This is a genomic window from Sphingomonas sp. BLHR8, assembly GCF_056821725.1.
In genome coordinates, this window is record NZ_JBPDIM010000001.1 from 735415 (window position 1) to 758914 (window position 23500).

The window sequence follows — 23500 nt, forward strand, 5'->3', positions numbered from 1 at the left end:
CGCCGCCATGCAGTGGACGTCCGCGCTCGCGATCTACATCCTGTTCTGGTTCGGGACGCTGTTTCTCGTCCTGCCATTTCACGCGAGGGCGGCCGGCCGCGAAGGGCACAGCGGCGGGGACCGCCTAAGCCCCGTCGCTGGGACCGAGCCCGGCGCCCCGGAGCAGTTCAGGATTGGGCGCGCGGCGCTGCAAACGACGCTGATCGCTGCGGCGCTGTTCGGCCTCTATTACCTCAACTACGTCAACGGCTGGTTTCAGCCGAAGCTCGACCTGCAGGCCTTGGGCGCACCGCCTCTGCCGAGATGAGCAGGCGGCGGCCCACCAGCTCGACGCGCGCGACGATGCCGTAGAGGTCGGCGAGAGTCTCTGGCGTCAACACCGCGTCGGGCGCGCCGGCATCGACGATGCGGCCGTTGGCCATCGCCACAACGTGGTCGGCGAAACGCGCCGCGAGGTTCAGGTCGTGCAAGACTGCGACCACGGCCGCGCCTGCGCGGGCGCGCTCCACCAGCCACTCCATCGTCACCAGTTGCCAGGCCGGATCGAGCGCCTCTACCGGCTCGTCGGCGAGCAGGATTGGCGTCGGGCGACACATGGCGCGGGCGATCTGCAGTCGCTGGCGTTCGCCGCCTGACAGGCGGTCGCCGCGCACATTGCGCAGTAGCGCGAGGCCGGTGCGCTCCAGCGCCCTTTTTACCGCCGCGTCCGACGGGGGGCCGCGAAGCCCCAGCCGAACCAGCGCCTCGACCGACATCGACCAAGGGGTGGGGGCGCCTTGGGTTAGCCAGCCGATGCTCGTCGCGCGGTGGGGGCCGTCGGCGTGCGCCAGGTCGTCGCCGTTGAGCAGCACTCGCCCCGCGGTCGGCCGGACGTAGCCGCTTGCCACGCGAATGAGGCTCGTCTTGCCCGCGCCATTGGGTCCGATGATCGCGGTGAGCGTACCGGGCCGGGGCGCGAAGTCGATGCGGTCGAGCAGCCGCGCATGGCCGACGGTCAGGCCGACCTGTTCCAGCCGCAACTCAGTCATCACGCGCCGCTCCTCGCCACAGCAGCAGCACGAACAGCGGCGCTCCGATCAGTGCGGACAGCGTGCCGAGGTGGAGCTCGTTCGTCCCCCACGGAAACAGCCGGATCAGCAGGTCGGCGAACAGCAGCAGCAGCGCCCCCGCCGCCGCCGAGGGGAGCATCGCCGATCCCGGTGCTGCATGCCGCCCGCGCCGGACGAGGTGAGGCGCGATCAGTCCGACGAAGCCGACGACACCGGCCAGCGCTACGGCTCCACCCGCGGCGAGGCCCGCGCTGGCGACCACCCGCGCGCGCAGACGGGCGAGTTCGACCCCGGCGGCGAAAGCCTGCTCCTCTCCCAGAGAGAGCATGTCGAGCGGGCGGCGGAGCGGGGCAAGTAGCGCCAGTCCCAATCCGATCGCCGCGCCGGGCGCCAGCACGTCGGCCCAGTCGCGGTTGGCGAGGCTCCCGGCGGTCCAGTTGACGAGGTCGGCCAGCGAGAACGGATCGGGCGCCAAATTGACGAGCAACGCGATCAGTGCGCCGCTGAGCGATGACAAGGCGACACCCGTCAGGATCAGCGTCGCAGTGGAAGCGCGGCGTGCGGCGACAAAGGCCAGCGCCGCGGTCGCGGCCAGCGCGCCGGCGAGAGATGCGCCCGAGACCGCCAGTCGGTCGGCGCTGGCGAAACCGCCGTAGGCGACGAGCGTCGCCGCCGCCGCCGCGGTCGGGCTGACGCCGAGGATACCGGGTTCCACCAGCGGGTTGCGCAACAAACCCTGCAAGGCGGCCCCCGCCGCGCCGAGCGCAGCGCCGACCAGCAGCGCGCCAAAAATGCGGGGCGCGCGGATTTGCCAAAGGATGAAGCCGTCGGCGCTGCCAGTGCGTGACAGCGCAGTCGGGAGGTCGACGCGCGCCTCGCCAAAGAACAGGCTCGCCAGCGCGAGCGCGGCAAGGGCGGCCACCAACAGCAGCGCACGGCTCACGTCGCGGCCTTCAATTTGCGCAGCGCGTCGATGGTATGCGCCGTGCCGCAGGCGACCGACCGTGCGTCGAGCGACACGGTCGGCACGCCGCGAAGCGCGGCTTGCAGCGCGGGGCGGTGTGCGGGCGACCAGCGATCCTGACGGTAGCGGCGGTCGCCGAAGAAGGCGCGGACGACAAGGTCCGGCTTGTCACGGATGAGGCGTTCGACGGGCAGCGCGTGCCAACCGGGTCGCTGCTCGACCGACGACAGACCCGCCTCGCGAAACATGTCGCCGATCAATCCGTCCGACCCTGAAGTGACCGACCCCGGCGTCATGTAAAGCGCGGTGCGAGCGACGCGCGGGCGGGGGAGGGCGCGCAGCCGTGCCAATTCGCCGCGCCAGCGATCGGCGCGATCCTGGGCAGAGAGCTTCGCCCCGAGCCTTTCGAGTTCCCGGTCCACCCCATCGAGCGACTGCGGCGAGGCGAGATCGAGCACGGGGAGGCCGGCCCGGTCGAGCGCGGCGGACAGCCGCGGGCCGCCGCCGTAGCTTTGCACGACGAGCGTCGGGCGCAGCGCCACCAGCGTCTCGATGCGCGGGCGTGTGCGAGGGATGGCGCGATACGCTCGCGGCAGTTCGTGATCGGCGATCTCGGGGGAGAGCGCCGCGACCCGGCCAGGCGGGACGAGCGCAGTGATTGCGAGATCAGCGCAATAGTCCGCACTCACTATCCGGTCCCCGCGCGGCGTCGGCAGGGCGGGGCGGGCATGCCCGCACCCGCTCACCAGCGCCGATAGCGACGCCAGCGCCAGCAGCATCGCGCGACTCACCACCGGGCGCGAACCGCCACCGCAGCCGTTCGCGGCGCGCTGTTGTAGCCCGCGGCGGTCTGGTAATTGCGATCGAACAGGTTCTCGACCCGCCCTTCGAGCGTGACCTTGGGCGACAGCGCGACGCTGCCGCGCAATGACGCCAGCACATAGGGCGCGAGGCGCACGAGGTTCGCGCGATCGTCGAAGCTCGCCGCGACGTAGCGCGCTTCCGCGCCGACCGTGAAGACGCCCCCGTCATAGTCGACTGCGGCGAGCGCGGTGGTGCGGGGACGGCGGGGCAGGTCCTTGCCGACGAATGACGTGCCCTCGGACCGATCCTCCGCAATGAGGTGCGTCGCGTTGGCTTCGATCCGCCAGTGCGAGGAAACGGCAAACCGCGCCCGCGCTTCTACCCCGCGAGCGAGTGCGCGCGCGATATTGTCGTAGGTGCCGAATGGCCGCGTGCCGCCGCTGCACACGCTCGGCTGCGCCGGTCCGGAGCAGGACACGAAGTCGATCAGGTCGCGGGTTCGCCGATCGAACAGCGCAAGCGACCAGTCTATCGCGGCGTCCCGAGGCGCACGCAGCGACAGTTCGAACTCGCGCGACCGTTCGGGCGTGAGCGCGGGATTGCCGTAGGCGAACGGGTCGCTCGAAACCTGGAACAGGGTGGGCGCCTTAAACCCCTCGCCGTAGCGCGCACCCACCCGCGCGAAGGGCAGGGCCCACTCGCCCGCGAGCGCGGCGACGCGGTTCGACCCGTAACGTTCGTGCCATTCCTGCCGCACGCCGCCATGCACCGTCAGGTCGGGTGCAACCTCCGCGATCGCTTGGAGCGATAGGGCATCGCTGCGCACCAGCCCCAAGTCGCTGCCATAAGCGCTGCGCGTGGCGGCGCGGTGGCGATCATGGTCGTAGCCGCCGATGAGCCGCAGGCGGCGATTGGCCAGGCCCGCCTCACCGCGCCAGGCGATGCGGGTCGACAAACCACGGCTTTCGAACCGCGCGCGCTCGCCGGCGCGCGCGAAGGTGGCGCGGTCGGTGCGCGAGGTGGTGAAGGCGAGGCTGTGCCGCAGGCGATCGCTGCCATGTTCGGCGCGCAGCATCGCCTGCGTTTCGACGAGCCGCTGCTCCTCCTCCGTGTCGCCGAAGGTGAAGTCGGCGCGGTAGCCGTCGAGGTCGCTGCGCAGCCGCCGGCGGCTGAGTCGCGCGTCGATGGCGAGGTCGGGCGCCACCACGAGCCGTGCCGCGCCCTGCGCCTGGGCAAAGTCCGCGCCGTCGCGCTCGCTGCCCGATGCCGCGCTCGAAAAGCCGCCGGTGCGCGCAAAGGCGGCGCCGAAACCGAGCGAGAGCGGCCCGACCTCTCCCCCGAGCGTTCCGCCGGCGCGTCGACTGTCGAGCGTGCCGGCCTCCGCGCGAAGGGTAAGCCCGTCCGGCACCGCGCGGTCGACGACGATCACGCCGCCGATCGCATCGCTGCCCCACGCAACGCTCGCCGGGCCCCGCAGGATTTCGACACTCATCACGCCGTCGACCAGCAGGTTGGCGAAGTCGAACCCGCCCGCCGGTGAAGCGGCGTCGTTGGCGCGCGCGCCGTCGATCACCACCAGCGTCTGCGCCGCGTCCGCCCCGCGGAGCCGCAGTGACGACACGCCGCCGGGGGCGCCGTTACGGCTCAACACGACGCCGGGTTCGCGCGCGAGCACGTCGTCGACCGACGGCAACTGCAGCCGCTCCAGCGTCGCCTCGTCGATGAGGACGCGGCTTGCGGGTTCGGGGGCGTTCTCGTCACGGACGCCGGTAACGGTAATCGGCGTCTCCACGGCCTCATCGGCGACCGGCGAGGGGGCGGCAATGGTGAGAGCGATAATCCAGCTGGCAGACAACAGGCGATCCTTTCGCAGACGACATGAAGCCGTCTTGCGAAGGGCGCGCGGACGTGCGTCGCCTTTCGCCCGCCCGGTACACCCCGCCCGGATCGGTCAACGGCGACGAAAGGCAGGTCTCCTGGCTCGCCGGGTCATCACGCGGTCACCGCCTTCCCGATCACGAAGATCAGTGGCGAAATGGTGGCCGCACTCGCCGGTCACAGTTGCGGGGGCAGCGCCGGCGTTTCACCGGCTTCCCTCTTACTGCCCCGTTGCCGGGGCACCTCTGCGTCGCGGCGTCGTCTAGCGAGCCATCACCGTCCGTGCAATCAGCGATGACCGATGAGTTGCAGCACCTCGTCACGACTGCGCGGATCTTCGAGGAACGTCCCGAGGAGGCGGCTGGTGACCATCTCCACGCCGGGGGTGCGAACGCCGCGCGCGGTCATGCAGGCGTGGGTCGCGGAAATGACGACCGCCACGCCGCTCGGGCGAAGATTGTCCCAGATACATTGCGCGACCTCGGCCGTCAGCCGCTCCTGCACCTGCAGCCGCCGCGCGAAACCGTGGAGGACGCGCGCCAGCTTCGAGATGCCGACGACGCGGTCGGTCGGCAGATAGGCGATCGACGCGGTGCCGATGATCGGCGCCATGTGATGCTCGCAATGCGACTGGAACGGAATGTCGCGCAGCAAGACGAGCTCGTTGTAGCCGCCGACCTCTCGAAAGGTGCGCTGGAGGTGGACGGACGGGTCCTCATCATTGCCCTGACAATATTCGCGCCAGGCTTTGGCGACCCGACGCGGGGTGTCGACCAGCCCCTCCCGCTCGGGGTCATCGCCGGTCCAGCGGATGAGCGTCCGCACCGCCTCCAGCACGTCGCCCGGAATGGCCTCCCCGTTTGGGTTCACATGCTCGGCTTCGGTGTTCGAGAAATCGTCGTCGGCCAACTGTTCGCCTCTCGTCGGGATGATCGCTGCTGCCGCGCGGGCAGGCTTGGCGGAGCGGGAGGGATTCGAACCCTCGATACGGTTTTGCCGTATACTCACTTTCCAGGCGAGCGCCTTCGACCACTCGGCCACCGCTCCGCATACCTGTGAGCGGTGCGCCTAGCGATGCGCGCGCGCCGGGGCAAGGCGCAGGGCAGCTTGGCGAGCGGCACGCTGTCGTGCACCATGGCGCAAACGATGATTGGGGGGATGTCGACATGAAGAAGCGCGCAGGGTGTAAGTGGGCGCTCGCCGCCGCAGTCGCCGCAAGCGTGCCGGCGCTGGCGGCGCAGCCGGCAAGCAGGAACACCTCGGCGACACCGCCGACGCCGTCCGAGATCATCGCGCGCGCGCCGGCGAGCGAATGGCGAGTTGTCGCGCCCTCGGACATCCTCGTCATGCGCCTCGCGGCAGGGAACGGCGCCGCGCCGCGCGAGGTGCACATCCAGCTCATCGGGTCGACCTTTGCCCAGCCGTGGGTGGCGAACGTCCGCACGCTCGCGCGGGCGCGCTGGTGGGACGGGCTCAGCATCAATCGCGTGCAGGACAATTATGTCGTGCAGTGGGGCGATGCCGATGGTGAGGATGCAGCGCGGGCCAAGCCGCTTCCCCCCGGCCTCCAGCCGACCCGCCAGGCGGACTATAGCAGCGTCGTGCCGCGCGGCCGGCTGAGCGCAACCCGCGCCGACAACTACGCCGAGGTCGCCGGTTTTCTCGACGGTTGGCCGGTGGCGGCGCGTGGCGGACGGGCGTGGCCGGCGCACTGCTATGCCATGGTCGGCGTGGGCCGGGGGATGGCGCCCGACGCGGGGACGGGGGCCGAACTCTACACCGTGATCGGGCACGCACCGCGCCACCTCGATCGCAATATCGCGGTCGTCGGCCGTGTCGTGTCGGGCATCGAGCATCTGTCGAGCCTGCCGCGTGGGTCGGCGGCGCTCGGCTTCTACGAGCGGCCCGAGCAGCGGGTGCGCATCGAATCGATCCGGCTGGCGAGCGAACTGCCCGCCGACGCGCGACCGAGCTACGAATATCTCGCGACCGACACCCCGACGTTCGCGAGGTATGCGCAGTCGCGCGCCAACCGCAGCGACGCATTCTTCGTTCAACCGGCGGGCGGCGCGGACGTCTGCAACGTCACCGTGCCCGTCCGCCGCGCCCCTCAGCGCTCCCGCTGATCGGTCGGCGGGGTAGGCCCGTTGTTGCGCGCGGCATCCTTGCGTCGACGAAGGTTTGCGCGCAGCGCCTCGGCGAGGCGGCGTTCGCGCTCCTGAGCGGGGGAGGGCTGGTCGGGCGTGGTCATGGCGCGGTGATAGCGTCGTTGCGAAGCGGTGCACAGCCGCGCCTTGACACTCCACCACCCCCTCGCCATAGGCCGCGCCTGCACGGTGCCCCCCGCGGCCCGGCGATCAGGTCGCTGCTGTAGCTCAGTGGTAGAGCACACCCTTGGTAAGGGTGAGGCCGTGAGTTCAATCCTCACCAGCAGCACCATTTTTGAGGTCAGACGCTGACCTCCTCCATCACTGATTGGCTGGTGCGGCGTCAGGGCCGGGCGGCGACTGCAGGCGCAGTTCGGCGATCTCCGCCGCGGATTCACGTTCGATCCGCACGACGGCGGCATCGGCACGGCGTTCGATCTCCTGCGCGCGCGCTTCGAGGTCGGCACTGAGCTGATCGGGATCGCTGCCGCGCGCTGGCGTCGCGGCCTGCTGCTGACAGGCGGTCAGCGCCAGTCCGGCTGCGACCAGCAACGCCATCGGAGCCTTCACCGCGCGCGACCGATGTCTTCGGGTGCCTCCGCCAGCAGGCGCAGCGTCACCGCCCAAGCCGCCACCGTCTGCGCGAGCTGCTCACGGTCGACCTTGTCGAGTGTGTCGTCGGGCGTGTGGTGCAGATCGAAGTAGCGCGTGCCGTCCTGCTCGAGGTCGATCGCGGGCACACCGCGCGCGACCGTGGCGCCGACGTCGGCACCGCCGCTGGCCTCGCCAGCGCTGACGCTCACCGAGAGGGGAAGCAACGCGCGGCGGAAGCGGGCCATCAGGCCGGCATGACGCGCAATCGGCTCGGACACGGTCATGCGGAACACGCGGTCGGCGCCGAAGTCCGCTTCGAGCGCGGCCGCGTGGGGGGTGTCGCCATGACGCTCCGCATATGCGCGGCCGCCGAACACGCCCACTTCCTCGGCGCCGGCAAGGAGCAGGCGGATGGTGCGGCGGGGCCGTTCACCCTGCATGGCGAGCCGCGCCGCCGCGGTGACGATCCCGCAGCCCGCCGCATCGTCGGCGACGCCGGTTGCGAGGTCCCAGCTGTCGATATGGCACGCGGCCAGCACCGGGGGAAGCGACGGGTCGCTGCCCGGCAGTTCGGCGATCACGTTGCCGCCAAGTTGATTTTCGAGGCGGCGCGAGGCGAGGTTGAGCCGCACGCGGATGCCGCTCCCCAGCCGTTCGATCTGGTCGGCATCTGGGTTGGAGATGGCGACCGCCGGAATCGGCTGCACCCCGGCCGAGAAATTTGTCTGGCCGGTATGGGGGTTGCGGTGCTGGTCGGTGCCGATCGAGCGGATGATGAAGGCGCGCACGCCGCGCTTTGCCGCTCGGTCGGGGCCGGAGAAGCGCACCGGGCCAAAGGCGCCGTAGCTGGATCCGTCCTGCGTCCGCCGCATGGCGTGCCCGACGTAAACGATGCGTCCGCGCACGGCGCTGTCGGGTGCGGCGTCAAAGGCAGCGAGGTCGTGAAAGACGACGAGGTCACCTTCGATTCCGCCCGCCGGCGTCGGCGCGCTCCCGCCCAGCGCGGTGAGCGCCAGCGGCATCGCGTAGGGCGCAGTAATGCTGCCCGATTCGGCGCCGCGTTCCCACACAGGCATGCGGAATTCCTCGATGCGCACATTCTGAAACCCGAGCGAGCGCAGGCGGGTCACCGCCCAGTCGCGCGCGCGCGCTTCGGCCGGCGTGCCGGCGGGGCGAGGGCCGATCTCAGTCGTCAGGTCGGTGAGGAACTGCATCGCTACCGGATCGGCGAGCGCCGCGGTGCGCAGCGCGGCGGTGGTGTCGTCGGGGACGCTCGCCGGAGCGGCGACGGCGCGGAGCGGGGCCGGGGTGGGTACCGGCGCGCTTTGCGCCAGAGCCGGCGCCGAGGCGCAACCGATGAGAAGGGCGAAGGCGGTGCGACGAAGAGCGGTGGTCATGCCCCATCTCTATCGCTCCGTTGGTGACAGGCAAGCGCGGTTTGAAATGGCGAGGCCGGTCGGCTAAGCGCGCGTCAACCCGCGGGCGCTCCGCCCGCAGACCCCCCATCCGTCCAAATCCACAGGTGACCCATGGCCGCGCAATATAGTTTCGTCATGAAGGGGATGACCAAGACCTTTCCCGGCGCGCCGAAACCCGTCCTCTCGAACATCAACCTGCAATTCTATCCCGACGCCAAGATCGGGATCGTCGGCCCCAACGGCACCGGCAAATCGACGCTGATGAAGATCATGGCCGGGATCGATACCGAATTCACCGGCGAAGCCTGGGCGGGTGAGGGGATCACCGTCGGCTACCTGCCGCAGGAGCCCGAGCTCGACCCGACCAAGACGGTCAAGGAAAACGTCATGGACGGGGTCCGTCCGGTCGCCGACCTGGTCGAGCGCTTCAATGAAATCTCGACGCTGATGGCCGATCCGCCGGAGGATGCTGACTTCGACGCGCTGATGACCGAAATGGGCGAGCTTCAGGAAAAGATCGACGCGGTCGATGGCTGGACGCTCGACAACCAGCTCGAGATCGCGATGGAAGCGCTGGGCTGTCCGCCGGGCGACGCGTCGGTGGAGGGGCTGTCGGGCGGTGAAAAGCGCCGCATCGCGCTCACGCGGCTGCTGCTTGAAAAGCCCAAGATTCTGCTGCTCGATGAACCGACCAACCACCTCGATGCTGAAAGCGTCGCGTGGCTGGAGCGACACCTGATCGACTATCCGGGCAACGTGCTGCTGATCACCCACGACCGCTATTTTCTCGACAATGTCGTCAACTGGATCCTCGAACTCGATCGCGGTCGGTATTTCCCGTACGAGGGCAATTACTCGACCTATCTCGAGAAGAAGGCGAAGCGGCTCGAGCAGGAGGCGCGCGACGACGCCGGCCGCCAGAAGGCGATCAAGGACGAGCTCGACTGGATCCGGCAGTCGCCCAAGGCGCGTCAGACCAAGTCCAAGGCGCGTATCAAGGCGTTCGACGAACTGGTCGCCGCACAGGAAAACCGCACTCCCGGCAAGGCGCAGATCCTCATCCAGCTGCCCGAACGCCTCGGCGGCAAGGTGATCGAGGTGAAGGGCGTCAGCAAGAAGTTCGGCGACAAGCAGCTATTCGAAAACCTCAGCTTCACGCTGCCGCCGGGCGGGATCGTCGGCGTCATCGGCCCCAACGGCGCGGGCAAGACCACGCTGTTCAAGATCCTCACCGGGCAGGAAACGCCGGATTCGGGTGAGGTCGACATCGGGCCGACGGTGCGCATGGGTTATGTCGACCAGAGCCGCGACGCGCTCGATCCCAACAAGAATGTGTGGGAGGAGATTTCCGGCGGTCACGACATCATGACCATCGGCAAGCACGAGATGGCCACGCGCGCCTATGTCGGGGCGTTCAACTTCAAGGGCGGCGACCAGCAGAAGAAGGTCGGCCAGCTGTCGGGCGGTGAGCGCAACCGCGTGCATATGGCCAAGATGCTGAAGGAGGGCGGCAACGTCCTTATGCTCGACGAACCGACCAACGACCTCGACGTCGAGACGCTGGCGGCGCTTGAGGAGGCGCTGGAGAGCTTCGCGGGCTGTGCGGTGGTGATCAGCCACGACCGCTTCTTCCTCGACCGTCTCGCGACGCACATCCTCGCGTTCGAAGGTGACGGCCACGTGGAATGGTTCGAAGGAAATTTCGAGGCCTATGAAGAGGACAAGGTACGTCGTCTCGGCGAAGACGCGCTCAAGCCTGGCCGCGGCGCGCACAAGCGGCTGACGCGCTGACGCCCACACCAACACCGACGTCGGCGCGGACCTGATCCGAGCCAGGGCTTCGTTTCTCAAATGGTGGCGAGCAAGCCTGGCCCCGGATCATGTCCGGGCGACGAGGAGGGGGCTGCGGGCAAGAGAAAGGGCGGCTCTCGCTAGGAGAGCCGCCCTTTCTCTTTGTGCAGCCAATCAGCAGTTGCGGTTGTAATCGTAAACGCGCTGATTGTTACGATCGATGTAGTAGCAGGCGCCGCGATCGTCGCGATACCATCGGTTGCTCTGTGCGGTCGCCGCGCCGATGGCGCCGCCCGCAGCAGCGCCGACGGCCGCGCCGGTGAGCACGTCGCGTCCGCGGATCGCCTGAACGCCTGCACCCGCAGCCGCACCGATGGCAGCGCCCGAAACCGCGCGGCCGACGGTGGGATCGCTGCTGACGCTGTTGCCCCAGCGATCGGTGGTGGCGCAGCCGGCCAGCGAGACCGCGGCGGCGGCAACGAGAATGGCGTGTTTCATGATGCTCTCCGCGAAGGGATCCACGAACGGATCGAACGTCCTTCAAAACGCCCCTGAAGCCGGGGGCGTTCCGCGGGTCACCGCAAGCGGCGTACCCAAAGCTGACCTTCGCGCCGTTCGGTGGTAAAATTCGGGATCTGCGCGATCATGTCGCTCAGCCGCTTGAAGCCATAGTTGCGAGCGTCGAAACTGGATCGGTTGCCCGCGATCGTCCCGACTTCGCCCAGCTTGGCATAGCCGCGCTCGTCACGCTTGGCGGCTTTCCAGGCTTCCCCCAACAGCGTGACGACATCGTCATCCACCGGCTTCGTCGTCGCACGGGGCGAGGGCGCGGCGGCTCCACTGGCGTCGGTAATGTCCGGCTCGATCGAATTGTCGCGTGCGGCCTCGATCAATGCGTCGACATCGAGGAAGCGGTCGCAGGCAGCGCGAAAGCCCTCGGGCGTCTTGGCGCTGCCAAAGCCGTAGACCGGCAGTCCGTCCTGGCGGATGCGCATGGCAAGCGGCATGAAGTCGCTATCGCTGCTCATGATGCCAAATCCGTCGACCCGCCCACCGTGCAGCAGGTCTAGCGCGTCGATGGTCATCTTCATGTCGGTGGCGTTCTTGCCCTTGGTGATATCGAACTGCTGCTGCGGTTCGATCCCGTAGGCGTGGAGCCGTGTGCCCCAGCTCTTGGCCAAGTTAGGCTTGGACCAATTGCCATAAGCGCGGCGGATGCCGACGCTGCCGAGTTCCGCCAGCGCGGTGAGGACAGGGTCGATGCCGCTCGAGCTCGCATTATCCGCGTCGATGAGGAGGGCGATGTTTCGCTGGTTGGTCGCTTCTGCCATGGCGCCGCGCTAGCACGCGACGCCACAAGGCCCAATCATTTCAGGCCGGCGCAAATGTGCCCGCGTCGTCATCGAGCACGTAAAGCTGGCCTTCGTTGATCGCGAACCAGGCACCGTGCAGTTGCAGTTCGCCCGCCGCCTCTCGCTCGGCGACGAACGGGAAGCTGCGCAAATTGTCGATGCTGACCCGCACGCCCTCCCACTCGAGCGCGCGCTGGGGATCGGACGCGTCGCTGTCGCGCACGCGTTCGACCGCGTTGTCGATGATCGTCATCCAGTCGCCGACGAAGCTGCGTTCGGACATGTCGTCGCTGTGCCCGGCCAGCGCCGCGGCGATGCCCCCGCACTGACCGTGGCCGAGCACAACGATATGCTTGACCTTGAGACCGCAGACCCCGAACTCGATCGCCGCCGATGCGCCGTGGAGCCCGCCACCCTGCTCGAACGGCGGCACGAGGTTCGCGACATTGCGCAGCGCGAAGACCTGGCCGGGCACGGTGTCGAAGATCGTCGCGGGGTCGACCCGGCTGTCGCAGCAGCTGATGATCATCACCGGCGGCGCCTGACCATCGCTCGACAGGCTGTCGAAGCGCGCCTTTTGCTGGAGGTAGGCGGCGCCGCGAAAGCGCCGATAGCCGTCGACCAGTGCGTCGAATTCGCTCACCACCCTAGCTCCCTCCGCGTGTTGCGGCGGGGGATAGCCGACTGGGGCAGCATGGCAAGCACCGGTTGGCAAGCGGGGGTCCGGGGGCTATCTGCGCCGCATCATGAATGCTCCCGTCACGCTGACGCTCTCCAACACCGCTGACCGACCGGCGCGGGTCCGCAAGCCCGACTGGATCCGCGTCAAAGCGCCGACCAGCCACGCCTTTGCCGAGACCAAGCAGCTCATGCGCGGGCTCAATCTCGCCACGGTGTGCGAGGAAGCGGCGTGCCCGAACATCGGCGAATGCTGGTCGAAACGTCACGCGACGGTGATGATCCTCGGCGACACCTGCACTCGCGCCTGCGCGTTCTGCAACGTCAAGACGGGCATGCCGCGCAGTGTCGACCCGCTCGAACCGGAGCATGTCGCGACCGTCGCGGAGACGATGGGGCTCGAGCATATCGTGATCACCTCGGTTGATCGCGACGACCTGCCCGACGGCGGCGCATCGCAGTTCGTCCGGGTGATCGAGGCGGTGCGGCGGCGGACGCCCCGCACGACGATCGAGATTCTGACGCCGGACTTCCGCAACAAGCCGTTGAGCGCGCTAGAGGCGATCGTCGCGGCGCGGCCCGACGTCTACAACCACAATCTCGAAACCGTGCCGCGTTTGTATCCGACCATCCGCCCCGGCGCGCGCTACTACGCCTCCTTGCGGTTGCTCGAGACGGTCAAGCGGCTCGATCCGTCGATCTTCACCAAGTCGGGGATCATGCTCGGCCTCGGCGAACAGCGGCTTGAGGTCCATCAGGTCATGGACGACATGCGCGCCGCGAACATCGATTTCCTGACGATGGGTCAATATCTGCAACCGACGCCGCGCCATGCGCCGGTCATCGATTTCGTGACCCCGGAGCAGTTCGATGGCTTTGGGCGCATCGCGCGGGCGAAGGGGTTCCTTCAGGTCGCTTCGTCGCCGCTGACACGCTCCTCCTATCACGCCGGAGATGATTTCGTGGCGATGCGCGCCGCGCGTGAGGCGCAACTCGCCGGCGCGGTTCGGAGCTAGCGTGCCGCATCATCACGAACGCCGCGCGATGCCGTATCGCGCCGAGCAGATGTTCGACCTCGTCGCGGATGTCGCGCGCTATCCGGAATTCCTCCCATGGGTCGTCGGCGCCCGCGTGCGCAGCGACACCGCCCTGGAGGACGGGGGCAGCGTGCTGGTCGCGGACCTGCTGGTCGGATTCAAAGGACTTCGCGAGCGGTTCACATCGCGGGTCGAGCGGCGCCCAGCGGCCGCCGGCCAGCCCTTCCCCGCGATCGACGTCAGCTATGTCGACGGCCCCCTTTCCCACCTGCACAACAACTGGCGGTTCGAGCCCACCGAGGAGGGCTGCATGATCGACTTCACCGTCGATTTCCAGTTCCGCAACGCAATCTTTCAGCGCCTCGCCGGGCAGATGTTCGAGCGGGCGCTGCGCAAGATGATCGGCGCCTTCGAGGCTCGCGCGCTGGAGCTTTACGGCGACGGCGGGGCGGCTCCCTCAAGCAATAGTTCGAGCGCCATTCGCGCCGCCTGACGGCGGATCCCTTCCCGTCCGAGCGCCGGATCGAAATCGGCGCGAATGGTGAAGGCTTCATCCTCGGCATCGTGTCGGCTGACCCGACCGAAGATCACCGTGCCGACGGGCTTCGCGTCGGTGCCACCGCCCGGACCCGCAACCCCCGTCACGCTGACCGCGAGGTCGACGTCCGTCTGGGCCCGGACGCCGCGCGCCATCGCCCATGCCGCCGCCTTGCTCACCGCGCCAAAGGTCGCCAGCAAATCTTCGCTGACGCCGAGCACGCCGGTCTTCGTCTCGTTCGCATAGGCAACGACACCGCCTTGAAAGATGTCGCTTGCGCCCGGCACCGACGTCAGGGCCGCCATCACCATACCGCCGGTGCAGCTCTCGGCGACGGCAATGGTCAATTCGCGCGAACGGCAGAGGTCGACGACCCGCGCCGCCAATTGGTCGAGATCGTCGCTCATGCGGATGGTCCTTTGCGCGGCAGGAGCAGGCTCGCCACCGCCTGGGCCGCGAGCCCCTCGCCGCGGCCGGTGAAGCCGAGTTGTTCGGTCGTGGTGGCCTTCACTCCGACCTGCTCGATCGCGACGTTGGCGATGTCCGCAATCCGCTGTCGGATCGCTTCACGGTGCGGTCCCATTTTCGGCCGTTCGCCGATCAGCGTGACGTCGAGATGCTCGACCGTTCCGCCCGCCTCGTGAACGAGGCTGATCGCGTGCGCGAGAAACTGATCGGACGCCGCGCCCTTCCAGCGCGGGTCGCTCGGTGGGAAATGGCTGCCGATGTCCCCCCGGCTCAACGCGCCCAGCACCGCGTCGGTGATCGCATGCAGCATGACGTCGGCATCGCTGTGACCGACGAGGGCGAACTCGCATGGCACCATGACCCCACCGAGCCACACGCCATCACCCGCCGTGAGGCGATGCACGTCGAAGCCGCTACCGGTGGCGGTTCGCCACGTCGGGAGATTGTCCGCCTGCCGTGTCAGCAATCGTTCCATCCGCTCAAGATCGCCCGGCAGCGTGACCTTGTCGAGGGCGGCGTCGCCGGTGACCAGCGCGACGTCATGGCCGAGCGCACGCACCATCTGCGCATCATCGCTCGCCGGTCCGCCCGACCAGCGCTGATGCGCGGCAGCGATCACGGCACGGTCAAAGGCCTGCGGCGTTTGCACGCGGACCAGCGCATCACGGTCGACGACGTCACCCGCGCAATCTTGCTGTATCCGGACCAGCGTGTCGGTGACCGGGAGCGCCGGCACCGCGGCGACCGCGCCGCCGTCGAGCGCGGCGAGGAGGCAATCGATGACCTCTCGCGTGAGGCCCGGGCGCGCGGCGTCGTGGATCAACACCGGCGCATCATCGCGCGGCAGGGCGTCGAGCCCGGCCCGCACCGAGTCCTGCCGCTCCACGCCGCCCGCGACGCGACAAACCGTCGCCGCGAGGGTCGCCTGCACCGCCCCTCCGTCCCCATCATCGTCCGGTACGACCACCACGACTTCGCCCAGACGTGGGTGCGCGGCGAACGCGTCGACGCTCCAGCGCAACATCGGTCGACCGCCCAGCATCGCAATCTGCTTGACGCAATCGAGACCCGCGCGGCGACCTCGGCCCCCGGCGAGGATGATGGCATGGAAATGCTGCATCGGCGCGCGATGGCCTCGCCCGGGCTTCGGCGCAAGCTTGTTGACCTCACGCGAGGATGCTATCTGCCCGGCCCAAGTCGGCCGTCGTGCGGCTCGCGTTCAGCCAAGGCTCCAACATGACCGCCCTTATCAAGCCGATCGCTGTCGGTCCGGTGCGTATCGACGTGCCGGTCATCCTTGCCCCTATGACCGGGGTGACCGATCAGCCGTTCCGCACGCTTGTTCGCCGTTTCGGGTCGGGGCTCAACGTCACCGAGATGATCGCCAGCGCCGCCGCCATCCGCGAAACGCGCCAGTCGATCCAGAAAGCGGGCTGGGATCCCACGGAAGAGCCGGTGTCGATGCAGCTGGCGGGCTGCTCGCCGGACGAAATGGCGGAGGCGGCGAAACTGAGCCAGGATCGCGGCGCGGCGATTATCGACATCAACATGGGTTGCCCGGTGAAGAAGGTCGTCAACGGCGACGCCGGCTCCGCGCTGATGCGCGACCTGCCGCTCGCCGCTCGGCTGATCGAAGCGACGGTCAAGGCGGTGGACGTGCCCGTGACGGTCAAGATGCGGATGGGCTGGGACCACGCCAGCCTCAATGCGCCCGAACTGGCGAAGATTGCCGAAGACCTCGGCGCGCAGATGATCACGGTTCACGGCCGCACGCGCAACCAGATGTACAAGGGCTCCGCCGACTGGTCGTTCGTCGCGCGGGTCAAGCAGGCGGTGCGCGTGCCCGTAATCGTCAATGGCGACATCTGTTCGATCGACGATGCCCGCACCGCGCTCGACCAGTCGGGTGCGGACGGGGTGATGATCGGGCGCGGCGCGTACGGCCGGCCGTGGTTGCTGGCGCAGGTGATGCGCGGATTGACGGGAGCGGGCCCGCTCCCCGATCCGACGATTGGCGAACAATATCGCCTTGTGCGTGAACATTACGCCGCGATGATCGAGCACTACGGCCCCCGCACCGGCGTCGGCATCGCGCGCAAGCACCTCGGCTGGTATACCAAGGGGCTGCCGGCCTCGGCGGAGTTTCGCAATCGCGTCAACTTTATCGACGACCCGGCGGCCGTCACCGACGCGCTTGCGCGCTTCTACGAGCCGTGGGTCGAGCGCGAAGCAGCTTGAGCTCGCCTGAACCCGACGATCCGCTTCGAGACCGCGACGAAATCGCAACACCCGTGTTGTGGCGGCAACAATCGATGCCTAACGTCGCCGACGATGGACGCGTCGACCTCGATCACGCCTGAAGATGTGAAGGGAGGGGAGGGGCGCGCGCGTTCCCGCCTGTCCCGATCGGCCGAAGCGATCGCCGGAGCCGCCGCGCTGGTTACGCTCGGGCTGACCATCGCCACCATCGTCCGGATGCGCGACCAGACGCTCCTGTCTCCCGCGGGCGTCGCCTTTGCGCTGTTCGCGACGCTCGTTCCGGCGATGTTGCTGCTGGTGCTGATCGGGCGGCGCGTCGCCCGCGCTCGCGTGGCACGGCGGGGCGGCGGCGATGCGCGCCTTCACGTCCGGCTCGTCCTGCTGTTTTCGGCGACAGCGGCGGTGCCCACGCTGATGGTCGTGCTGCTGTCGAGCTACATGTTCCAGTCGGGCATGCAGTTCTGGTTCTCCGACCGTTCGCGCGGAATGTTCGAGAATGCGCTGGGCATTGCGCAGGGCTTTCTCGAAGCCGAAGTCCGTGACGTCGGCGCCAACACCGCGGCAATGGCGCACGACCTTCGCGCGGAACTCAACCGCGTGCCGATGAACGCGCAGCCGTTCAACGACTTCTACGTGCAGCAGGTCGTCGTCCGCGAGCTGAGCGAATCCGCAGTGCTCGAAGTGGGCGAAGACGGCATCGTGCGCACCGTCGCGCTGATCGACCCCAGCAATTCGGCCGCCACCAACCGCTTGCCGCCCGACGTCATATCCCGTCTCCGCGCTGGCGAAGAGGTCGTCGCGCGGCAGGCGGGCGATGGCGTCGAAGCGGTGACCCAGCTGCTCCCCGGCCGTCCGGTCTACCTTTACACCGCGCGCGGCGGTGTATTCCTGCCGCTGGATTCGGTCGGGCGAGCGGGCGAGGTGTTCGCGGATTACAACGTGCTGTTCGCGCGGTCGCGCAACCTTCAGTACCGTTTCCTCGCGGCGCTGTTCATCGGCGCACTGCTTCTGGTAGGGCTGGTCATCGCCGTCGCGATTGCCGTCGCCGATCGCATCGTGCGCCCGATCGACCAGCTGGTCGAGGCGACGCAGGCCGTGGCGGGCGGCAATCTCACCGCCAGCGTGCCCCACCCGAGCAGTTCCGATCCCGACGAGATCGCGCTCCTCGCGCGCGCCTTCAACGACATGACCGAACGGCTGCGAGTGCAGACGGGCGACCTCGTCGAAACGCGCGATCGCCTGGAGGAACGGCGCGCGTTTATCGAAGCTGTGCTCGGCGCGGTCGCAACCGGGGTTGTCTCGCTCGATGCGTCGCGACGGGTGATGCTCGGCAATGCCGCGGCGGCGGCCATACTCGGGCGTACGGGTGAGGACCTCGCCGGGCAGCGTCTCGACGACATCGCTCCGCCGCTGGCGACGTGGGTCGATTCTTCCGAACATGGCGCCATCGTGACGCTCGACGTCGCCGGGGAAAGCCGGACGCTCGCGGTGCGAATGACCGGCGCCGACGGGGGCAGGGTGCTCACCTTTGACGATTTGTCACAACAGCTCAGCGACCAGCGGCGTGCGGCATGGTCCGACGTTGCGCGGCGCATCGCTCACGAAATCAAGAACCCGCTCACCCCGATCCAGCTTGCCGCGGAACGGCTGCAGCGCCGCTTCGGTCCGGCGGAGGAGAAGGATCGCAGCGCGTTCGAGCGGCTGACCTCCACGATCGTCCGACAAGTCGGCGACCTGCGGCGGATGGTCGACGAATTTTCGCGTTTTGCGCAAATGCCCCGGCCGGTCTTCCGCCGCGACAGCCTGATCGACGTCATCCGACAGAGCATCTTTCTCCAAGAAATCGCGAAGCCCGATATTCGCTTCAGCTTTCACGGCCCCGACGAGCCGGTGGAACTGATCTGCGACCGGCGACTGCTGGCGCAAGCGTTCACCAACCTGCTGAAGAACGCCGTTGAAGCTATTGAACGCGGGCCGAATCGTCCCGGCGTCATCGATTGCGCTCTGTCGCGCGAAGGGGATGTCGTCCGGGTCGCGATTACCGACAACGGCGCGGGACTTCCGGCGGAGCGAGCGAGCATCACCGAACCTTATGTGACCACGCGCGACGGCGGGACGGGGCTCGGGCTCGCGGTCGTCTCCAAGATTGTCGAGGACCATGCGGGAACGCTCAGCTTCGCCGATCGCGACGGGGGCGGTACCGTGGTCGTGATCGAATTTGACACCGCGAAACTTGCCGCTCGAGCGGACCAAGGTTGAGCGAGAGGAAGGCTGACGATGGCACTCGATATCCTGGTCGTGGATGACGAAGCGGACATCCGCGAACTCGTCGCCGGCGTGATGGAGGATGAAGGCTACGCCGCGCGCACAGCCGGCAATGCCGATGAAGCGCTCGCCGCGCTCGACGAACGGCGGCCGTCGCTGGTCCTGCTCGACGTGTGGCTGGAGGGTTCGCGCATGGACGGGCTGGAGCTGCTCGACGCGATCAAGGGACGCGATCCGACCATTCCGGTGCTGGTCTTTTCGGGCCACGGCACGCTCGACACCGCGGTTGCCGCGATCCGACGGGGCGCCGTCGACTTCCTCGAAAAACCGTTCGAGGCGGACCGGCTGCTCTACCTCGTCGGGCGCGTGACCGAGACCGAACGGCTGCGTGCCGAGAACCGCGCGCTGAAAGCGCAGGCCTCGCTGGCAGACGAGATTCACGGGGTCAGTCCGGCGATCAACAACGTCCGCGCAACCCTGAAACGGGTGGCGTCGACCGGCAGCCGCGTTCTCATCAGCGGTCCCGCTGGGGTCGGGAAGGAGGTCGCCGCGCGTCTCCTGCACAATTGGAGCGGGCGGGCCAACGCACCCTTTGTCGTGCTCGCCGCAGCAAGCATGGAGCCCGACACGATCGAGGCCGAGCTATTCGGTGTCGAACGCGACGGCCAGGTGACGCCTGGCCTGCTCGAGCGCGCTCACGGCGGGACGCTGTTCATCGACGAAGTGTCCGATATGCCGCTCACGACGCAGGCCAAGATCCTGCGCGTGCTGACCGAACAAAGCTTCACGCGTCTCGGCGGGTCCCGGCTGGTGAGGGTTGACGTGCGGATCGTCTCGGCGACGTCGCGCGACCTCACTGTCGAGATCGAGGAAAAGCGCTTTCGCGAAGACCTCTACTACCGGCTCAATGTCGTGCCCGTGGTCATCCCGCCGCTGCGCGAACGGCGCGCCGACATTCCCGTGCTCGCGGAGCATTTTCTCGACCGGCTGGCGGCGGAGCGACGCGTTCCCGTGCCGCGCCTGTCCGACGATGCTCTTGCAACCCTGCAGGGCGCGAGTTGGCCCGGAAACGTCCGGCAACTGCGCAACGTGATCGAACGGATGATGATCCTCGCGCCGCAATCGCGCCTCGACACGATCGAGGTCGACATGCTGCCGAACGAGGTTGTCCACGGCGAAGTTTCGAACGACGATGGCGGCACCGCGCTGATGATGGGGGCCCCGCTGAGGGAAGCACGAGAGGCGTTCGAGCGCGAATATCTGCGAGTGCAGATTCGTCGTTTCGCCGGCAATGTATCGCGTACGGCCGCCTTTGTCGGGATGGAGCGCTCGGCGCTGCACCGCAAACTGAAACTGCTGGGCCTGACCGAAGACCGCGGCGGATGACTGCCTTGTCATGGCGGCCCGGCCACCTACACTTAGGAGGTCGTCATTGGACAATCGCACCGTCGATCGGTGCCAAGAACAGGACCGAGCTATGAGCGGCAAGATCAACAATCTGCAGGATATTTTCCTCAACCAGCTGCGGCGGGAGAAGGTGCCTGTCACCATGTTTCTGGTGAAGGGCGTCAAACTGCAGGGGATCATCACCTGGTTCGACAATTTCAGCGTGCTGCTGCGCCGCGATGGGCAGTCGCAGCTTGTCTACAAGCACGCGATTTCAACCATCATGCCTGCACCGGGATATGATCCGTCGCCGGTTCGCGAAGCGTTCGGGGCGGCGCCCAGTGCGTCACGCATGTTGCAGGCGGTGTTTCTCGCTGCGGTTCAGCGATCGGATCAGCCTGTCACCATGTTCCTCGTCAACGGCGTGATGCTCCAGGGTGACGTCGCCGCCTACGATCTGTTCTGCGTGCTTCTGGAGCGCGATGGCGCGGTGCAGCTTGTGTATAAGCATGCGATCTCCACGGTGCAGCCCAGCGGGCCTCTCAATCTTCAGGCGGACACCGACGCCGGCGCGGATACGGAAGAGGACGGCGTTTGAGTTTTTCGGCTGAGCGCGAGGAGGTCTCCCGCGGGGCACGCACGCTGGTCGTGATCCCCGACGACGTCGTGGCGGCGCGCCGCAACGGCCATAGCGGTCGTGATCGCGAGGGGCGGGTCGAAGAGGCGAGGGGACTGGCCGCCGCGATCGGGGTGGACATCGTCGATACGATCATCGTCCCGCTGCGCCGCTTGCTGCCGGCGACTTTGCTCGGACCGGGGCAAGTGGAGACCATCGCCGAACGCGCCACCCGCGACGAGGTCGAACTGGTCATCATCGATGCCAGTCTGACTGCCATCCAGCAGCGCAACCTCGAACGCACCATCGGCGCCAAAGTGATCGATCGCACCGCGCTGATCCTTGAGATTTTCGGGGAGCGCGCTGCGACGGCCGAGGGGCGGTTGCAGGTCGAACTCGCACACCTCGACTATCAGCAAGGCCGTCTTGTGCGGAGCTGGACCCACCTCGAGCGGCAGCGTGGCGGGTTTGGCTTTCTGGGGGGGCCGGGCGAGACGCAGATCGAGGCTGACCGCCGGATGATCCGCGACCGGATGGCGCGACTGCGTCGCCAGCTCGACGACGTCGCGCGGACTCGCGGCCTCCACCGCGAGCGTCGACGTCGCGCGCCCTGGCCGGTGGTGGCGTTGGTCGGCTACACCAACGCCGGCAAATCGACGCTCTTCAACGCCTTGGCGGGGGGCGGAGCGGTCGCGGAAGACGCGCTGTTCGCCACGCTCGACCCGACCATGCGCCGGGTCGAGATCGACGGCGTCGGGGCGGCCATCGTGTCGGACACGGTCGGCTTTGTGTCCGATTTGCCGACGCAGCTCGTTGCAGCATTCCGTGCGACGCTGGAAGAAGTGCGGTCGGCGGACCTACTGCTTCACGTGCGCGACGTCTCGCATCCCGAGACGCTGATCCAGCGTGACGACGTCATGAAGGTGCTGGGCGAGTTGGGCATAGGACCGCTTGCCGAGCGGGCCGGTGGCGACGGTGCGGTCGACGACAGCGGGACCCTGGGCCCGCCGATCCTCGAGGTCCACAACAAGCTCGACATGCTGCACGGTGAGGCGCGGGCGACGGCGCTCGCCGAGGCGGAACGGGTGGGGGCGGTGGCGGTCTCGGCGCTGCAGGGGGAGGGGCTGGATGCCCTTCGCGCACGGATCGCGTCATTGCTTGGCGGAGAGAGCATCGAGCGCGACGTGCATTTGTCTGCGGACGAGGGCGCGACGCTGGCCTGGCTTTACGACCATGCGCAGGTCGTCGAGCGGCGCGATCGCGACGACGGCGGGCAGGATCTGCGCATTCGCCTGTCGTCGCTCAACCATGCGCGGCTTAACCATCGGCGCAGCGCATCCGCGGATCAGGCCTGAGCGGCTTTCGCGTCTTGCCACAGCTGCTCAAGCTCGGCGAGCGTGAGCTCCGAGAGCGGTCGCGCACTCGATTGTTCGACGTGGCGAAAGCGCATCTCGAAGCGGGCGTTTGCGTCCCTCAGCGCGGCTTCGGGGTCGATGTCGAGGTGCCGCGCATAGTTGACGACCGAGAACAGGAGATCGCCGACCTCCGCGGCTCGTTCCGTCGAGGAGGTCGCGCTGTCGACCTCGGCGAGTTCTTCGTCGATTTTCGCGCGCGGACCGTCGGCGTCGGGCCAGTCGAACCCGACCCGGGCCGCGCGCCGCTGAAGCTTTTCCGCGCGTTTGAGCGCCGGCAGACCCAGCGCCACACCGGCGAGTGCGCTTTCCGCACCGGCGCGTCCGCGTTCCTCGGCCTTAATCCCCTCCCACCCTCCGCGGGGGCCTCCCTCGCCGTCGGCGCTCTCGTAGACATGCGGGTGCCGGCGGATCATCTTGTCGCAGACAGCGCTCACCACGTCAGCAAAGTCGAAGGCGCGCCGCTCCTGCGCGATGCGGGCGTGATAAACGACCTGCAACAGCAGGTCGCCAAGCTCGGATTTGAGATCGTCGAGGTCGCCGCGCGCGATCGCGTCCGCGACCTCATAGGCTTCCTCGATCGTGTACGGCGCGATCGAGGCGAAATCCTGCTCGCGATCCCATGGACAACCCAAGTCGGGATCGCGCAGGTCGACCAGCATCTGAAGGAGCGTTTCGATGCGATAGGGGGATGGGGGTGCGGGCAGCGTCATCGATGCGCTTTGCCAACCGTGCCGATCAACCTCAACCACGCTGCCCGATAATATATATTATGCAAAGTGAGACTGCCTTCGACGGTTTCAGTTATGCCGTCCCCTCCTTCAAGCTCCGGCGAAAGATCCCG

Annotated in this window: 24 protein-coding genes, 2 tRNA genes and 1 riboswitch; of the genes, 11 read left to right on the forward strand and 15 right to left on the reverse strand. The window is 68.0% G+C overall.

Features of this window, described 5'->3' with window-relative positions:
* Positions 1–7: 7 nt before the first annotated feature.
* A complete protein-coding gene (locus ACRYJK_RS03635; RefSeq protein WP_482666219.1) occupies positions 8–307 on the forward strand; it encodes a DUF1467 family protein in 300 nt (99 codons plus the stop codon).
* Here the strand turns inward: ACRYJK_RS03635 and ACRYJK_RS03640 are convergent.
* The 6 genes from ACRYJK_RS03640 to ACRYJK_RS03665 all read right to left on the reverse strand — a co-directional run bounded on the left by ACRYJK_RS03640 (position 243) and on the right by ACRYJK_RS03665 (position 5742).
* Positions 243–1028, reverse strand: a complete 786-nt coding sequence (locus ACRYJK_RS03640; protein WP_482666220.1) for an ABC transporter ATP-binding protein — start codon at positions 1026–1028, stop codon at positions 243–245. The two genes, ACRYJK_RS03635 and ACRYJK_RS03640, sit on opposite strands and share 65 nt — an antisense overlap.
* Complete coding sequence (locus ACRYJK_RS03645; RefSeq protein WP_482666221.1) at positions 1021–1992, reverse strand: iron chelate uptake ABC transporter family permease subunit; 972 nt, start codon at positions 1990–1992, stop codon at positions 1021–1023. Before ACRYJK_RS03645 ends, ACRYJK_RS03640 begins: the two co-directional genes overlap by 8 nt.
* Positions 1989–2804, reverse strand: a complete 816-nt coding sequence (locus tag ACRYJK_RS03650) for an ABC transporter substrate-binding protein (protein ID WP_482666222.1) — start codon at positions 2802–2804, stop codon at positions 1989–1991. Before ACRYJK_RS03650 ends, ACRYJK_RS03645 begins: the two co-directional genes overlap by 4 nt.
* Positions 2801–4672 (reverse strand): TonB-dependent receptor, encoded by a 1872-nt coding sequence (locus ACRYJK_RS03655; protein ID WP_482666223.1) that lies wholly within the window; start codon positions 4670–4672, stop codon positions 2801–2803. The genes ACRYJK_RS03650 and ACRYJK_RS03655 overlap by 4 nt, the downstream gene beginning before the upstream one ends.
* A 95-nt stretch (positions 4673–4767) precedes the next feature.
* Positions 4768–4957, reverse strand: a riboswitch (cobalamin riboswitch).
* Positions 4958–4983: 26 nt separating this feature from the next.
* Positions 4984–5565 (reverse strand): GTP cyclohydrolase I FolE, encoded by a 582-nt coding sequence (gene folE, locus ACRYJK_RS03660; protein ID WP_482667390.1) that lies wholly within the window; start codon positions 5563–5565, stop codon positions 4984–4986.
* An 86-nt stretch (positions 5566–5651) separates the two neighbouring features.
* A tRNA-Ser gene (locus tag ACRYJK_RS03665) sits at positions 5652–5742 on the reverse strand.
* 119 nt (positions 5743–5861) lie between these two features.
* Between ACRYJK_RS03665 and ACRYJK_RS03670 the strand changes: the two genes are divergently transcribed.
* Complete coding sequence (locus ACRYJK_RS03670; RefSeq protein ID WP_482666224.1) at positions 5862–6821, forward strand: peptidylprolyl isomerase; 960 nt, start codon at positions 5862–5864, stop codon at positions 6819–6821.
* Here the strand turns inward: ACRYJK_RS03670 and ACRYJK_RS03675 are convergent.
* Positions 6806–6946, reverse strand: coding sequence for a hypothetical protein (locus ACRYJK_RS03675; protein ID WP_482666225.1), 141 nt, complete (start codon positions 6944–6946; stop codon positions 6806–6808). The genes ACRYJK_RS03670 and ACRYJK_RS03675 overlap by 16 nt on opposite strands.
* A gap of 113 nt (positions 6947–7059) precedes the next feature.
* On the opposite strand from ACRYJK_RS03675, the gene ACRYJK_RS03680 reads away from it, so the two are divergent.
* Positions 7060–7134 (forward strand) — tRNA-Thr (locus ACRYJK_RS03680).
* 29 nt (positions 7135–7163) lie between these two features.
* Here the strand turns inward: ACRYJK_RS03680 and ACRYJK_RS03685 are convergent.
* Both ACRYJK_RS03685 and ACRYJK_RS03690 read right to left on the reverse strand, forming a co-directional pair.
* Positions 7164–7400, reverse strand: coding sequence for a hypothetical protein (locus ACRYJK_RS03685; protein ID WP_482666226.1), 237 nt, complete (start codon positions 7398–7400; stop codon positions 7164–7166).
* Positions 7401–7408: 8 nt separating this feature from the next.
* Positions 7409–8833, reverse strand: coding sequence for a M20/M25/M40 family metallo-hydrolase (locus ACRYJK_RS03690; protein WP_482666227.1), 1425 nt, complete (start codon positions 8831–8833; stop codon positions 7409–7411).
* Between the two features lie 132 nt (positions 8834–8965).
* On the opposite strand from ACRYJK_RS03690, the gene ettA reads away from it, so the two are divergent.
* Positions 8966–10645, forward strand: a complete 1680-nt coding sequence (gene ettA / locus ACRYJK_RS03695) for an energy-dependent translational throttle protein EttA (RefSeq protein WP_482666228.1) — start codon at positions 8966–8968, stop codon at positions 10643–10645.
* 174 nt (positions 10646–10819) lie between these two features.
* Here the strand turns inward: ettA and ACRYJK_RS03700 are convergent, their stop codons facing one another.
* The 3 genes from ACRYJK_RS03700 to ACRYJK_RS03710 all read right to left on the reverse strand — a co-directional run bounded on the left by ACRYJK_RS03700 (position 10820) and on the right by ACRYJK_RS03710 (position 12640).
* On the reverse strand, positions 10820–11143 hold the full coding sequence (locus ACRYJK_RS03700; RefSeq protein ID WP_482666229.1) for a hypothetical protein: 324 nt from the start codon (positions 11141–11143) through the stop codon (positions 10820–10822).
* Positions 11144–11220: 77 nt separating this feature from the next.
* A complete protein-coding gene (locus ACRYJK_RS03705) occupies positions 11221–11976 on the reverse strand; it encodes an NYN domain-containing protein (RefSeq protein WP_482666230.1) in 756 nt (251 codons plus the stop codon).
* Positions 11977–12016: 40 nt separating this feature from the next.
* Entirely contained in the window at positions 12017–12640 is a 624-nt protein-coding gene (locus tag ACRYJK_RS03710) for a carbonic anhydrase (protein WP_482666231.1), read from the reverse strand.
* Positions 12641–12743: 103 nt separating this feature from the next.
* Between ACRYJK_RS03710 and lipA the strand changes: the two genes are divergently transcribed.
* Together lipA and ACRYJK_RS03720 are read left to right on the forward strand one after the other, a co-directional pair.
* Positions 12744–13691: a lipoyl synthase gene (lipA, locus tag ACRYJK_RS03715; protein ID WP_482666232.1), complete on the forward strand. Its 948-nt coding sequence runs from the start codon at positions 12744–12746 to the stop codon at positions 13689–13691.
* 1 nt (position 13692) lies between these two features.
* The gene (locus ACRYJK_RS03720; RefSeq protein ID WP_482666233.1) at positions 13693–14205 is read left to right on the forward strand and encodes a type II toxin-antitoxin system RatA family toxin; all 513 of its coding nucleotides are present in this window, start codon (positions 13693–13695) and stop codon (positions 14203–14205) included.
* Here ACRYJK_RS03720 and ACRYJK_RS03725 read toward each other — a convergent pair.
* Positions 14145–14657 carry a CinA family protein gene (locus ACRYJK_RS03725; RefSeq protein WP_482666234.1) on the reverse strand — a complete coding sequence of 171 codons (513 nt, stop codon included), beginning with the start codon at positions 14655–14657 and terminating at the stop codon, positions 14145–14147. The genes ACRYJK_RS03720 and ACRYJK_RS03725 overlap by 61 nt on opposite strands.
* Complete coding sequence (locus ACRYJK_RS03730) at positions 14654–15838, reverse strand: bifunctional 2-C-methyl-D-erythritol 4-phosphate cytidylyltransferase/2-C-methyl-D-erythritol 2,4-cyclodiphosphate synthase (protein ID WP_482666235.1); 1185 nt, start codon at positions 15836–15838, stop codon at positions 14654–14656. Before ACRYJK_RS03730 ends, ACRYJK_RS03725 begins: the two co-directional genes overlap by 4 nt.
* A 116-nt stretch (positions 15839–15954) precedes the next feature.
* Here ACRYJK_RS03730 and dusB point away from each other — a divergent pair, with 116 nt between their 5' ends.
* From dusB to hflX, 5 genes are all read left to right on the forward strand, one after another.
* Entirely contained in the window at positions 15955–16956 is a 1002-nt protein-coding gene (gene dusB / locus ACRYJK_RS03735) for a tRNA dihydrouridine synthase DusB (protein WP_482666236.1), read from the forward strand.
* 93 nt (positions 16957–17049) lie between these two features.
* Complete coding sequence (locus ACRYJK_RS03740; protein ID WP_482666237.1) at positions 17050–19236, forward strand: sensor histidine kinase NtrY-like; 2187 nt, start codon at positions 17050–17052, stop codon at positions 19234–19236.
* Positions 19237–19254: 18 nt separating this feature from the next.
* On the forward strand, positions 19255–20628 hold the full coding sequence (gene ntrX, locus ACRYJK_RS03745) for a nitrogen assimilation response regulator NtrX (protein ID WP_482666238.1): 1374 nt from the start codon (positions 19255–19257) through the stop codon (positions 20626–20628).
* Between the two features lie 91 nt (positions 20629–20719).
* Positions 20720–21226 carry an RNA chaperone Hfq gene (gene hfq, locus ACRYJK_RS03750; RefSeq protein WP_482666239.1) on the forward strand — a complete coding sequence of 169 codons (507 nt, stop codon included), beginning with the start codon at positions 20720–20722 and terminating at the stop codon, positions 21224–21226.
* Positions 21223–22599, forward strand: a complete 1377-nt coding sequence (gene hflX / locus ACRYJK_RS03755) for a GTPase HflX (RefSeq protein WP_482666240.1) — start codon at positions 21223–21225, stop codon at positions 22597–22599. The genes hfq and hflX overlap by 4 nt, the downstream gene beginning before the upstream one ends.
* Here the strand turns inward: hflX and mazG are convergent.
* Positions 22590–23369 carry a nucleoside triphosphate pyrophosphohydrolase gene (gene mazG, locus ACRYJK_RS03760; protein WP_482666241.1) on the reverse strand — a complete coding sequence of 260 codons (780 nt, stop codon included), beginning with the start codon at positions 23367–23369 and terminating at the stop codon, positions 22590–22592. The genes hflX and mazG overlap by 10 nt on opposite strands.
* Positions 23370–23500 lie beyond the last annotated feature (131 nt).